General features: G+C 39.6%; 9 protein-coding genes. 8 read left to right on the forward strand and 1 reads right to left on the reverse strand.

Annotated elements, in window-relative coordinates:
* The first annotated feature begins 5 nt into the window (after positions 1-5).
* The 7 genes from FHR29_RS00075 (at position 6) to FHR29_RS00105 (ending at position 11,799) form a co-directional block, all read left to right on the forward strand.
* A complete protein-coding gene (locus FHR29_RS00075) occupies positions 6-3,299 on the forward strand; it encodes a SusC/RagA family TonB-linked outer membrane protein (protein WP_260291239.1) in 3,294 nt (1,097 codons plus the stop codon).
* 9 nt (positions 3,300-3,308) lie between these two features.
* Positions 3,309-5,108 carry a RagB/SusD family nutrient uptake outer membrane protein gene (locus tag FHR29_RS00080; protein ID WP_168127219.1) on the forward strand — a complete coding sequence of 600 codons (1,800 nt, stop codon included), beginning with the start codon at positions 3,309-3,311 and terminating at the stop codon, positions 5,106-5,108.
* A complete protein-coding gene (locus tag FHR29_RS00085; RefSeq protein ID WP_183911724.1) occupies positions 5,102-5,941 on the forward strand; it encodes a metallophosphoesterase in 840 nt (279 codons plus the stop codon). The genes FHR29_RS00080 and FHR29_RS00085 overlap by 7 nt, the downstream gene beginning before the upstream one ends.
* A gap of 596 nt (positions 5,942-6,537) precedes the next feature.
* On the forward strand, positions 6,538-8,205 hold the full coding sequence (locus tag FHR29_RS00090; protein WP_221197765.1) for a peptidase domain-containing ABC transporter: 1,668 nt from the start codon (positions 6,538-6,540) through the stop codon (positions 8,203-8,205).
* A 15-nt stretch (positions 8,206-8,220) separates the two neighbouring features.
* Entirely contained in the window at positions 8,221-9,537 is a 1,317-nt protein-coding gene (locus tag FHR29_RS00095; RefSeq protein WP_183911725.1) for an HlyD family secretion protein, read from the forward strand.
* Positions 9,500-10,942: a TolC family protein gene (locus tag FHR29_RS00100; RefSeq protein ID WP_183911726.1), complete on the forward strand. Its 1,443-nt coding sequence runs from the start codon at positions 9,500-9,502 to the stop codon at positions 10,940-10,942. Before FHR29_RS00095 ends, FHR29_RS00100 begins: the two co-directional genes overlap by 38 nt.
* A gap of 116 nt (positions 10,943-11,058) precedes the next feature.
* Positions 11,059-11,799: an SDR family NAD(P)-dependent oxidoreductase gene (locus FHR29_RS00105; protein WP_183911727.1), complete on the forward strand. Its 741-nt coding sequence runs from the start codon at positions 11,059-11,061 to the stop codon at positions 11,797-11,799.
* Between the two features lie 126 nt (positions 11,800-11,925).
* Here FHR29_RS00105 and FHR29_RS00110 read toward each other — a convergent pair whose 3' ends face one another.
* Positions 11,926-12,126, reverse strand: a complete 201-nt coding sequence (locus tag FHR29_RS00110) for a hypothetical protein (protein WP_183911728.1) — start codon at positions 12,124-12,126, stop codon at positions 11,926-11,928.
* A gap of 436 nt (positions 12,127-12,562) precedes the next feature.
* Here FHR29_RS00110 and FHR29_RS00115 point away from each other — a divergent pair, with 436 nt between their 5' ends.
* Entirely contained in the window at positions 12,563-14,806 is a 2,244-nt protein-coding gene (locus tag FHR29_RS00115; protein WP_183911729.1) for a GH92 family glycosyl hydrolase, read from the forward strand.
* The last annotated feature ends 107 nt before the right edge of the window (positions 14,807-14,913 follow it).

Genomic DNA, 14,913 nt, shown 5'->3' on the forward strand with positions numbered 1-14,913 from the left:
AAAATATGCGAATATCTTTAACTATGAAAATGCCTTCCAGCAGGGCTTTATTACTGCTATTAGCGATTGCTTTTGGCGAAATGGGCTTTGCCCAGGAGCGTGGAGAACTTGTTGTTATCGTGCAGGACGCGAAGGCAAAAGGTCTGGCCAATGCTACCGTAACTGTAAAGAATAAAGTGAATAATTTGAAGCGATCCGGCCAAGCTGATCAGCAAGGAAAAGCGGTGTTCAATAATCTGCCCGTAGACAGCAATTATTGTATTTTAGTGACTTATACCGGATTACAACCGAAAGAAGATTGCCAATATATTGTCACTTCGGAGAAACGGTCAAGTGTGGTTTTTCAACTAACGGATACGGCTTCAAATAACATGGATGAAGTTGTCGTCATCGGTTATGGTACCCAGAAAAAAACCAATCTTTCCGGTGCTGTAGATTATATCAGTGGAGAAGTACTGGAAAGCCGTCCGATTTCAAATGCCGCACAGGGACTTCAGGGTATAGCACCAAATTTAAACATACAGTTTAATTCAGGAGCACCTGGTGCTGTGCCCAATATTAACATTCGCGGTATCACGTCCATCAATGGTGGAGATCCACTTATTTTAGTAGACAACGTACCTGTTTCGGCGGCTGAACTGATTCGTATTGCCCCACAGGACATCGAATCATTTACCGTGATTAAGGATGCTTCTGCTGCGGCAATATATGGCGCGCGGGCATCTTTTGGTGTTCTAATCATCACCACTAAAACGGGTAAGGGTGATGTTAAAGTAAGTTATTCAAATAATTTTACTTGGAATACGCCAACTGTTATGCCTGATAAAATAACGGATCCATATGTGTTTTCCAGATTATTGGAAACATCTACTGATAATACCCCTTGGGATAATGTGAATTACTCCGATCAATTTTACCAATATGCAAGAGAGCGCTCTGACAATCCTTCTATTCCCGGAGTGCGGATCAATCCATCAGATGCCAAAGCTTGGGAATATATGGGCAATCGGGACTGGACACGTTACTTCTTTTCAGATTGGAATTCAACCCATTCACACGACCTGTCCATCTCAGGATCCAATGAAAAAGTACAGTATTACATCAGCGGAAGTTACAATCGCCAAAATTCACCCGTTAAACTTACAGAAGATTATTTTGACCGGTACAATCTGCGATCAAAAGTAAACTATCGACTTTCAGATTTTATATCATTCGGCAATAATACCGTGATTGGTAGTACGCGACGACTTGAACCTTCACAAATGAATTTGGCCGATATCTATAATATTTTTCCAACAAGCTACGATAAGAACCCTGATGGCACATGGGCTAATGCTGCAGCCGGAAATATCGCCGCACGGATGGTCGATGGCGGTAAAAGTGATCAAAAACGTTTGGATGTTCAGTCTACTTTTAATACAGAACTTCGTTTTTTGGGCAATAAGTTTAAACTGAATGCAGATTACACTTTTCAGCGCAATTCACTGAATAGAAACTGGTATACGACACAATATCAGATCGGATATGGACCTGACGATGTGCGCAAAGAAGGAACTACAGGTGCTTTCCGTGAAGCTGGCTTCTCCTACTATAACGTCTATAATATATATGGTACCTATATGCAGTCATTTAATAAGCATCAGGTAAATGCTGTGGTCGGATTTAATCAGGAAGACTATCGTTATGAGCTTATTAATGCCGAACGTTCGGGATTGATTTCAGAATCATTCCCTACGATCCAATTTGCTACAGGAACCATGAGAATGGGGGAGGCTATAGATACCTATGCATTGCGCGGTGCATTCTATCGGTTTAACTACACCTACGACGATAAGTACATTGTAGAATTCAACGGCCGATATGATGGATCTTCTCGTTTTCCAAAAAGTAAGCGTTTTGGTTTCTTCCCTTCCGGTTCTGTTGCCTGGCGATTAGACCGTGAAAATTTCATGTCATCACTATCCGGTATTGATTTATTAAAGGTGAGAGCGTCATACGGACAACTTGGTAATCAGTCTGTATCCAACTATGGTTATCTTCCTTCGATGGAGAAAAAGGATTCAGATTACTTACTTGGCAGCGAGCGAGGTATCTATATTCAAGTTCCATCTTTAGTTTCGCCCAATTATACCTGGGAGAAAGTCAATACGGTCAATGTCGGTGTAGATGTTGCTGTTCTTAAAAATAAGTTTTCTGCCAGTTTTGATTATTATTCAAGAAGTACGCTAGGTATGTTGACCTTAGGTAAGGATCTTCCCAATATATTGGGTGCTGCCGAGCCACGTGAAAATGCCGCTGATCTCAGGACTAATGGATGGGAGTTGACGCTTAATTTTCAGGAACGTTTCGAAGTGGATAATGCTCCATTGCACTTTAACGCCAAATTATTGTTGTCAGATTCACAGTCCAAGATCACCCGCTTTGACAATCCCAATAAGAGTATTTTGCAATATTATGATGGGATGCAGTTAGGTGAAATCTGGGGATTGGAAAATAACGGTCTTTTCAAAGATCAGGCAGAGATCGCTAAATTGGATCAAACCTCCATTATTCCTTGGGGTGCATTATCCATCGTACCGGGCTGGCCGACCTATGTTGATCAGGATAATAATGGTAAGATTGAGAAGGGATATACACTTGGCGACACAAAAGATCTTAAAATCATCGGAAACTCCACGCCCCGTTATCAATTTGGGGTAGACCTATCAGCAGATTGGAAAGGTCTTGACCTACGCGCATTTTTCCAAGGAATTGGCAAACGCGATTATTATCCATTGGATTATCTGTATTGGGGTACTTATCAGCAGCCTTACGGAAATTTTTATGGACACTTGCTTGATTTCTACCGCCCTGATAGTGATTCGGAGATCGATCGCGCAAAACATTCTCAAGCATACCTAAATTTGGGGCTTGCAGATCAAAACCTCGATGCCGCTTATCCGATATTGCAGTCATGGCTGGCCGACCGTAATTTAGGTACACGTATCGATCAGGCGCAGGGATTGGCTATTCCACAAACAAACTATTTATTGAATGCTGCTTATTTGCGACTCAAGAATTTAACGATCGGTTATACCTTACCTAAATTGTTTACTTCAAGAGCCAAGATCCGTCAGCTTCGGGTATATGTGAGTGGTGAAAACATCATCGAATGGTCTGCTGTAAAACGCTATTTTGATCCTGAAACCCTTAATGAAAATACCTATACCAATCCTACCGCGGGTTCAGATCGTGTCGGCAATGGACTTACTTATCCTTTTCAACGTAGTTTTTCTGCAGGTGTCCAATTAACTTTTTAATCGAATATCATGATAAATAAATATATAAAATTAGCTTTTGTGTTTTCGGGGCTTTCACTTTTAGGAGGCTGTAATGATCAATATCTGGATCGTGTTCCAGAAACGGCAATCAATAATGAAAACTTTTTTAATACCGCCACCGATCTGGAACTGTACATTACAGGCTTGTATAATTTTTCTGGATTAGGCATTTATCAGGCAGACGCTACCAGTGACAATGCAAGTACGACCGGGAACGTGGAAATTAAAACCCTTATGGCTGGAAATGCATCTGCAGCAACTATTTCAGGAGGCTGGAACTGGGACCAACTTCGTAAGGTGAACTTCTTTCTGCAGCATATGCAGAAAGCACAAATCAGTGCGAGTGAGAAGGCACATTATGAAGGTCTGGGCAGATATTTCCGTGCCAGATTTTATGTCGAAAAAGTACAACGGTTTTCTGATGTACCTTGGGTGGATAAAGCATTGGAAGTGGGCGATACAGAGTATCTGTTTGCTAAACGCGATCCTCGCGCTACTGTTGTCGAAAAAATTATGGAAGACTTTGAGTTTGCCGCAAAAAATGTTGAACCCAGAATTAAATTGGGGACAGTCAATAAGTGGGTTGTACTGCAGGAGTATAGTCGTTTTGCGCTCTATGAAGGCACTTACCGTAAGTATCACCAGGAGTTGGATTTAAAAGTTTCTGCAAATGATTTTTTGACCAAAGCACAGCAATTAAGTGAGCAAATTATGCGGGAAGGAGGTTTTAGTATTCATCAAACAGGCAAACCCAATCAGGATTATGGATCCTTATTTTTTAGTGAAAATCTAGAAAACAATAAAGAGGTTGTATTTGGTCGTTTTTATGCCAACAATGTGCTCAACGCCGATTCATGGCCGGGTATGTTCGGTAATTATGAATATTATCCCTTGCGGGATCTGGTACAGTCCTATCTGATGAAAGATGGTTCCTTCTATTCGGCTCAAGTAGGATATGATAAGAATTCATTTGTGAAGGAGTTTGAAAACAGAGATCCCCGTTTGTCACAAACCTATGCCTATCCGGGATGGGAGTTGATCTATTCCCACACCTACGCACAGGGAGCGGGATTGTATGTCCAACAACTGGCGAAAAACTTTTCTGGCTATCATCAAATTAAAGGTTTTCAAAATACGCTGAGTCTAGAGGCTCGTAATAACTTAGATATTCCCTTGTACCGATATGCGGAGGTTCTCTTGAATTTTGCCGAAGCAAAGGCTGAACTGGGTTTGCTGACACAAGCCGATTTAGATCGAAGTGTCAATCTATTGCGTACACGAGCGGGTATGCCCGCTATGACACTTGGCGAACGTATAGATCCAGTCTTGGCATCACGCTATGCCAATGTTGAAAGTAATCAACGGAATCTTGTATTGGAGATCAGAAGAGAGCGCCGTGTCGAACTTGCATTTGAAGGATTCCGATTTACAGATCTTATGCGTTGGAATGTGGGCGAATTATTAAAAAATAAGCGTGAAGGTGTCTATTTCTCTGGATTAGGAAAGCATGATATGACCGGTGATGGTATTCCCGATGTCGTACTGCTTGCATCTTCATCTTCAATTCCCGAAGTCAAAGAAAAAAATAGCCTGGGACGAGAATTACAATACTACCGTGTTGGACGTTTTGGTCAGGATGTGGGGGTGTTTTTATCCGATGGCAATAGTGGTACTGTAGAGACGGTTGAAAATACAGGAACTTTTGAAACCCCAAAATTTTATTATCGCCCTATACCACAGGGAGAGATACTTTTAAATGATAACCTTAAACAAATATTCGGATGGTAAAGCATAATCCAATAATACGATTAACAGTAAGTTGTCTATTCTTGATGCTCTTTGGCATAAAGACCGTACAGGCACAAGATTTTAAATTTGCATTTCTGACCGATATGCACACGCATAGTGACTCTACATTGGGACAGGTAGCACAACGGCTTAAATTATTGTCGCCACAGGTGGAATTTATTATGAGTGGTGGAGATAATGTCGATATCGACAATTTAAAAAATACTGATCTACCGCTGGGAGAAAAACGATTCAAGTTGCTTAAAGATGTGTTTGAACATACAAAAAAGCCTTATCATATGGCTATCGGAAACCACGATAGATTACCGCGTGATCTAAGAAACGGTAAAAATGATTTTGAACTTTTCGAAAGAACTTTTGGTCAGACTTATTACACCTTTGATCATAAAGGATGGAAGTTCATTGTGCTCAATAGTGTAGAAGTACAGGATAATCAATACATCATTGGAGAGCAACAGTTTGCTTGGTTACAGGGTATTATTAACAGTACAGCGAAAGAACAGCCCATAGTTATTGTGTCCCATGTTCCTTTTTTATCCGTTTATTATCCTGTCCTGGAAGGACGTTATACCGCTGCCGATACGTTTACAAATCAAAAGCAGGTATTTGATCTTTTCAAAGAGCATAATCTGAAATTAGTACTTCAAGGGCATATGCATTTATATGAAGAGATTAAAGTAAAAGGTGTACAATTTATAACAGCAGGTGCAGTTTCTGGTAATTGGTGGCAAGGTAGTTTTGAAGGAACAGTACCTGGTCACCTTGAAGTTGACGTAAAGGGACAAAATTTTAGTTGGAAATATCTAAAATAAGAGAAACTTTTCGAACAAGTATTGTCTTCATTATCCCCCAGAAAATTTAATATTTTCTGGGGGATTTTTATCTTACCTTTCTGTCATAAGTAAGGACTAGATGCGTTTCTTTAATGGGTTATTTCTACCCATAGCTTCCATTCAAATATTATTCATTGTTTTTAACCTTTTAAAGCCCAATTTATTGGGTTTAATTCCGTTTTCGAAACTTTCGCATTATTGGTGTATTCATGTTTTTTTATAAAGAGCATATTGTTCTTTTTGATTTTTATGCTACTTAAGTTTGAGTCTTAAAAGGCACAGCTGTTGATCTTATAAATGCAGGGTATCTTGGGTTTAAAAGATTAGGTAATCAGGTGGTTAGGAGTATGTCTCGGTTTTATGGTAAATGCTGCACAAGGTGGTGGATTTTATATTTTAGACTTATTTGCGCGTATAAAAATGCAGTATGCCTGTGCATTTTATTTGGATTTTTTACTAAGTTTGAGATAAGGAAACTGTTGATTACAGGATTATTTATACCACATTTTATTGGAGAATAAGCAAAATATCGACCCTCTAAATACATTAAATATACTGTCCAAAAATAAATTATAATGGCAAATCAAGAAGATTATACTGCGAGCACCCGAATGTGGTTTAAGCAGATAACCAAGGAAAAGAAAGATGTTGCGTCCATTTATATATATGCCATTCTCAGTGGTCTTGTGCAATTGAGTATTCCACTAGGTATTCAGGCAATCGTCAGTTTTGTTTTGGGTGCCACCATGGTCACATCGCTCTATCTGCTGATCGGTTTTGTGGTGCTGGGTACATTTTTATACGGTGTTTTCCGGGTTAAAGTCATGCAGATTATTGAGAAGATCCAGCAAAAGATTTTCGTCGAATATTCCATCGCTTTTGCCAAGAAACTTCCAAAAATAGACCTCGCCGCCACCAAGAAATATTATCTACCCGAACTTGTTAACCGTTTTTTTGATATTCTGAACCTACAAAAAAGTATTTCTAAAATTCTGCTCGAAATTCCAACAGCTTTGATACAGATCTTTTTTGGTATCATCCTGCTGTCTTTTTATCATGTCTGGTTTTTAGTATTCGGAGCAGTTGTGATCATTATTGTGGGTTGTATTTTTTATTTTACAATGGATTCGGGTATCCAGTCCAGTGTTGAAGAAAGTAATAAAAAATATGAGGTGGCTTCATGGCTCGAAGATATCGCCAGCGCTATAAAAACATTCAAGATTAATTCAAAATCAGATATGCATTTAACAGGTACGGATGAACGGGTGGTTCAGTATCTTGATCACCGGACTTCGCATTTCAAGGTTTTATTGTTTCAGTACAAATCCATCATTGGGTTTAATGTGACCATTACATTGGTTATGCTGGGAATAGGGACTTATTTGTTGATCAATCAAAAACTCAATATCGGTGCATTTGTTGCAACAGAAATTGTGGTGATCATGATTATGTCCGCGGTTGAAAAGCTGATTAAAAGTCTCGAAAGTTACTACGATATGATTGCTTCGGTACTCAAACTTCACAAGGTGACGGGGCTTCGTGAAGAATCCAATGGCGAGATTGTATTGGAGAGTACAGCAAGAGGAATGGAAGTTGTTTTTAAAGATGTCAGCTTAAATTTTGCCGACAGCCGTCCGGTTTTTATCCATCTGAATTTTACTATTCCGGCCAATAGCCTGACCATCATCTCGGGACAGGTAGGTGCCGGAAAATCCATGCTCTTAAATATGATAGCCGGCTTTTATGAGCCATCTGGTGGAACAGTCCTTTTTGATAAAATACCGATCAAAAATATTGATAAAATTGCCTTACGAAATCGCATCGGTCTGTACATGGAGGATATGACGATTATCAAAGGTACCCTGCACGAAAACTTAGTGCTTGGCCGTGAAAACATCAGTACCGAAGATATACTCCGACTTGCTGAAGCAATCGGTATTGAGCAGCTATCCGATCAATTTAGCAACGGTTTTTATACCTTATTGAGTGAGACAGATACCGAGATTTCTTTTAGTTCAAGGAAGATGATCTTAATTCTGAGAGCGCTTCTTGGAAATAACCGTCTACTTCTATTGGAGGATCCTCTTGACGGGATGGATGAGGTATTTCGTAAAAAACTGACACAATATCTGGATGAAATCAAGCAACATACAACTGTGATCTTAGTGTCTAAAGAAAAAGAAGTAATGGAGATTGCAGATCAGCATCTCTACCTGCAAAACCGTACTATTGAAATTAAGTAAAGATAACGTGAACAGATGAAACTCAAATCATTCGATAAAATATACCATATCCATAAGCAGTCTTCAGTTAAAAACTGGTTTATCTTCATGGGTATACTGTGCTTTGTGACGCTTTTTTTACCCTGGACACAGAATATTAAGGTGAAGGGTACTGTGACCACGTTGTATCAGGATCAGCGTCCGCAGCAGCTCAATTCGCCTATTCCAGGTAAAATCATGAAATGGTATGTCAAGAACGGCGATTTTGTAAAAAAAGGTGATACCATACTGCAGCTAGCTGAAGTGAAAGATGACTATATGGATCCGCAGTTGCTGGAACGTACCGAGCAGCAGGTCAGCGCGAAGAAAGGTGTCCGTAATTATTACGAAGCCAAAGTGGGGACTACTGCAGATCAGATCAAAGCTCTCGGTGCTGGGCGAGAACTTAAGCTGGCACAATTGAAAGTGAAGATCAGTCAGTTAAATAATAAGCTGCAGGCGGAGCAGGCAGAACTTTTGGCTATAACCAACGAGTTGCGATTAAGCGAAGATCAATTTAACCGACAGAAAAAAATGTACGATGATGGTCTGGTGTCCCTTACCCAATTGCAACAGCGAAATGTTTCCTATCAAAATGTTTTAGCTAAAAAAACAGCCATAGACAATAAGCTGGCGCAGACAAATCAGGAGATTCTAACGGTACAGATCGAAGAGCGCGCAACGATCCAGGATTATACTGAAAAGCTAAGCAAAACAGAAGGTGACAGATTTTCGAGTTTGGGGCAGATTGAGGGAAGTACTGGCGAAATAGCAAAACTTGAAAATCAGGTTGCCAATTATAGAGCGAGACGGGGATTATATTTTGTGCAAGCTTCTCAGGACGGACAGATTGTACAACTTAATAAAGGTGGTATCGGAGAAATCCTGAAGGAAACCGAAAGTATCGGTACGATCGTGCCCAGCAAGGTTGATTACGCTGTCGAAATTTTTGTGAGACCCGTAGATTTACCTTTACTCAAAGTTGGACAACGGGTGATGTGTGTGTTCGACGGTTTTCCTGCCATTGTATTTTCAGGCTGGCCAACCACGAGTTACGGAACTTTTGCAGGTCAAGTAATTGCTGTCGAAAATAATATCAATGCGAGCGGACTTTTTAGGGCTCTGGTTATGGAAGATAAAGGACAAAAACCATGGCCTCCACAGATTAAAGTGGGTGCTGGGGTGCAAGGTATTGCGATCCTGAACGATGTGCCGATCTGGTATGAGCTGTGGCGAAATATAAATGGTTTCCCTCCGGATTATTACACAGTCAAAAATGAAAATAAAGCAACAAACGATGCAGCGGCAAAATAGTTATATCATCCTTATTCTGATATGTTTTTTCAGCCAATCTTCTTTTGGGCAGGATACTTTAAGATTATCGCGGAACGAGTTTCTGGCCATCGTTAAAAATTATCATCCCATGGCTTTCAAATATCGCTTAGAGAACCGTATTGCTGCTGCCGGTATACAGCAGGCTAAAGGTAATTTTGATCCTGTTCTGGACGCTAAAACGGGAGAAAAAACCATTGATGGCACACTGTATTATCAGCAGCGTAATGTTGGTCTAGGTATTCCGACTTGGTATGGTATAGAGGTGAATGGTAGTTACAGCTATTTAGATGGAGAAAAACTCAATAACAGTGATACAAAGGGAGGTTTATATCAAGTTGGCGTAACTGTTCCTTTGGCAAAAAATCTGCTTTATGATAAAAGACGTGCTTTATTGGAGCAAGCACAGATTGCGCAGCGTATGACGGAAGCCGAACAAACCGTGTTGACCAACGAGCTGATGCTGGAAGCGGAAAACAGCTATTGGGAATGGGTCAAACAATATGAGCTTTATCTACTGCAAAGGGAAACAGTTAACATCAATAAAGAGCGGCTGGCACTTGTGATCAAAACTTTTCAGTATGGTGAACAGGCTGCAATTGATACCACCGAAGCACTTTCGCAGCTGCAGAATTATGAGCTGGAGCAGCAGGATGCTTATCTTCAATTTGTCAGTGCGACACAAAAGCTTTCGGTATATTTATGGGAGGAGGACCTTAAGCCATATCCCGTCAATGAAGGGCTTATTCCCTCAGAAAGATTGCAGAACAATACTGACGATACGCAATACACCGATCTATTGGCGCAGGTGGATGCGCATACGCTAAATGGCCATGCTTCTGTACGTTATTATGATGAAAAAGGCAAAATATTAGAAAGCGAACGTCGCCTCAAATTGCAGAGCTTATTGCCTAAGATTGATTTTAGCTATAATTTTTATAATAAAGAAGGGTATACACACCAGTTTTTTCCACTTTTTGATAATAACTTCCAATATGGTTTAAAACTTGAAATACCGATTTTTTTAAGACAGGCAAGAGCTGATTATAAAATGGCAAAATTGAAGATCGATCAGAACAGTTTGGATCTAGCTTATAAAAGTCAGGAATTGGCAACCAAGATAACCGGCTACAAAAATGAAATCTACAACTATTGGAGTCAGATCGGTATCGCCACCAAAAACATGGATAATTATAAACGATTACTAATGGCCGAGCAATCCAAATATGCTAATGGCGAAAGTTCGTTATTTCTAATCAACAGCCGAGAAAATAAGCTTATTGATGCCCAAGAAAAGATCTTAGAATTAAGACTCAAATTTCTCAAAAGTTATAATAAACTGAAATGGACAAATGCTAATTTTGATTCGTCGGTAGCACTGCGCTAGTCAACACCATAGATGTTTTGTGAAATGAATGGAGACCATTCTTTAATACCGCACGTTTTGGATTTTATCATTCCTTTCGTCACACTAGCTTTGTGTTAACCAAAAAATAAAACACGATGCAAATTTTTAAAGATAAGGTGATCCTAATTACAGGAGCCAATAGGGGAATAGGCCAATCACTTGTAAAGGTTCTACTTAATAATGGGGTAGGGAAAATATATACAACCTGCAGGGATTTAAAGAAAATGCCATCATTTAATGACGATCGGATAGTACCGTTAGAACTAGACATTACAGATGACCAACAAGTTGCATGGGTAGCAACCGTAGCTCAGGATACTGAAATTCTTATCAACAATGCCGGAACAGTAAACTCTGGAAATATCTTAGAAGGAGATCTCCTGGGAATGGATAATGATTTACAGGTTAATTATTTTGGAACAATAAAAATGATGCGGGCATTTGCACCAATTCTGATTCGAAATAAACCCTCCATTATGATCAATATTGTTTCTATTGCCGCTTACTCCCCTTTGCCATCTATTGCAGGATATGCGGCTTCAAAAGCAGCTCTTTTTTCTGCTACACAATCTGTACGAATTGAATTGGCTAAAAAAGATGTATCCGTCTATGCGGTCAATCCCGGAGCAATTGACACGGATATGAACAAAGGTAGTGATTGGGATATGCCCGATCCAGACAGTACTGCTATCCAAATACTGCAAGGTGTAGCTGACGGTAAACTCGATAGTATACCTGACGAAATGGGGCAGGGCATGTATAATGCCTGGAGAGAAGATCCTGCTAAACTGTCGAAGCTATTTGCCGACCTTTATTATGCGGAGAATGCGAAATAAACTTATCTTTTATCAAATCTTATTTTAATGTAAGCACAAGCTATACGGATATTCTTTACAATTGAATAATCGTATAGCTTGTAGTGACTTGATGGGATTTATTTCGTTAATGAAGTATTACGAATACTAATATCGATCGTGACCGAATAAAATAGTTTCGGCTGATAATGACGCTCTGTGCTTGAGCCAGCCATCCAGGTATCTTGTATCATGGACATTGTTACTTCTGTCCTTTGTCCATTTCATACCCCCTTGCACACCTTTCATCTGTTCTTTGGAAAGCATGGTCGATTTTTCTTTTAACAATTCTAAATTTTTCATATGCATAAAGTTTTATTTACAAAATTAAGATAAGGACAATTTACTGCTGTAATCGCTATAAATGTATATTCGGGGATTTTGGATTAATATTCGTTTGATCTTGTTCCAAAATCAAACGAGCACTATTTGATTTTGCTAAAACGTTTTAAATATATAACAAGAAATTAAATTTAATTTTATTGATCGCTCCATTTATCTTATATTGGGCTCTTGTTTTTCTTGATCAAAACAGTTGTCGGGTTAATTAAACAGTAGTGAGATCATAGAATGTAGCGATCGGTTGTTAGAAATTAGTATAGAAAAGATAACAAAAGAGGTAGTCGAGGAGTAACATTTACGAAGTTTAAACTAAGTGATCAAACTCCCGTAAAATAGCCATGATGATCTCCTTTTAGTAGTGATAATTAGTTGTAAATAAAATTTAAAAAAAGCGATATATACAATGAAATATGTGAATTATATGGTTTGTGCGAGTCTATTGGTTACTTTAGGCTGTGCTTCCAAAAAAGATACCCAGCATGATTCTTATGCAAAATCTGTTAATCCTTTTATAGGGACAGATTTTACGGGAAATACCTATCCTGGAGCGCAGGCTCCATTTGGTATGATCCAGTTGAGCCCTGACAATGGTTTGCCGGGCTGGGACCGTATATCGGGATATTTCTATCCGGATAGCACCATCGCAGGTTTTAGTCATACACACCTAAGTGGAACAGGAGCAGGGGATCTGTATGATATCTCTTTTATGCCAGTTACGCTTCCGTACAAAGAAGCAGAAGCTCCACTCGGTATTCATTCCAAATTTACGCACAGCGATGAACAGGCACACGCCGGATATTATCAAGTAAAACTTACAGATTATGATATCAATGTCGAATTGACAGCAACCCCTCGTTGCGGTATTCAGCGTTATACTTTCCCAGAAGCAGATGCTGCTGTATTTTTAGACCTGAAGAAAGCAATGAACTGGGATGCCACAGTTGATTCCCATATTGAAGTCGTCGATTCGGTTACGATTCGCGGTTATCGATTTTCTGAAGGCTGGGCAAGAGGGCAACGCGTCTATTTCGAAACTCGATTTTCAAAACCCTTTACTGCCGTACACTTAGATAGTACTGCCATCTTATCCGTTACAGATACCCTTACAAAAGCTACTAAACGAACTGGAACAGCATTTAAAGCCCGTTTTGATTTTAAAACAGCTAAAGGAGATCAAGTCACATTGAGTACAGCACTTTCCGGAGTGAGTATGGAAGGAGCATCAAACAATTTAAAAGCAGAAGCGCCAAAAGATGATTTTGACTATTATCTCGCGCAGGCTGAAAAAAATTGGAATGATGAACTTGGCAAGATCGCTATCCAGACAGCAGATAAAGATACCAAGGTGAAATTCTATACCGCATTATACCATAGTATGTTAGCTCCTACCATATTTGGAGATGTAGACGGATCTTACTTTGGTGCTGATCGGAAAATACATAAGGCCGAAAATTGGACCAATTATAGTACTTTTTCATTGTGGGATACCTATAGAGCATCACATCCATTATTTACCATCACTGATCCAGATCGTGTAAATGATATGATTAAGTCCTTTATTGCCTTTTACGAGCAACATGGTCGTTTACCGGTATGGAATATATATGGAAGCGAAACCGATATGATGATCGGGCACCATGCTATACCTGTTATCGCCGATGCCTATTTAAAAGGGATCGGTGACTTTGACGTCAATAAAGCGCTTGAAGCTTGTGTCGCTTCAGCGAACACCGATGCATACAGAGGAGTTGGACTGTATAAAAAACTTGGCTATGTTCCTTATGATGTAGCTGATAAATATAATGCAGAGAACTGGTCCTTATCCCGCACATTGGAGTATGCTTTCGATGATCATTGTATAGCCGTAATGGCAAGCAAGATGGGGAAAGAGGATATTGCTGCTACATTTTTGGCGAGATCAAAAAACTATAAGAATGTCTATAATCCAGCAACGTCGTTTATGCAGCCACGTCATAGTAATGGTCAATTTATAAGCCCGTTCGATCCTGAAGATTACAGCGAACATATCTGTGAAAGTAATGCATGGCAATATTTTTGGTCGGTACAGCATGATATTCCTGGGTTGATCAATTTGGTCGGCGGGGAAGAACGCTTTGGACAAAAGCTCGATAGTATGTTTACTTTCCATCCATCAGATACAGCCAAACTGCCTATTTTTAGCACCGGTATGATTGGGCAGTATGCACATGGTAATGAACCGAGCCATCATGCTTTATATCTATTCAATGCTGCCGGACAGCCTTGGAAAACACAGCAGTATGCTGCTGAGGTAATGGAAAAGCTATATCTAAATAATCCTTCTGGTTTGAGTGGCAATGAAGATTGTGGACAGATGTCTGCATGGTATGTCTTCAGTGCATTAGGTTTTTATCCAGTAAATCCTGTCAGTGGCCATTATGAGATCGGTACACCGCTTTTTGATCATAGTGAAATTATGCTTGCTAACGGTAAGAAATTTACGGTCAAAGCCAATCACGTCAGTAAAGAGAATATTTATATCCAATCTGTTTCAATAGATGGAAAACCACTTGAAACCAGTTACATCACGCATCAGCAATTGATGTCGGGTGCGACATTGGTATTCGAAATGGGAAACAAGCCAGGGCCAGTATGGTATAAGAAATAACTTGTAGGAGAGAAAAGCCCGGACATGAATTAACCATGCCGGGCTTTCAATTCCTATTGATTTCAATAGGATGTTTTTAAATAGGTAGGAATAATATGAAAACTATG

This window comes from Sphingobacterium sp. JUb56, from assembly GCF_014191365.1.
Lineage (GTDB): Bacteria > Bacteroidota > Bacteroidia > Sphingobacteriales > Sphingobacteriaceae > Sphingobacterium > Sphingobacterium anhuiense.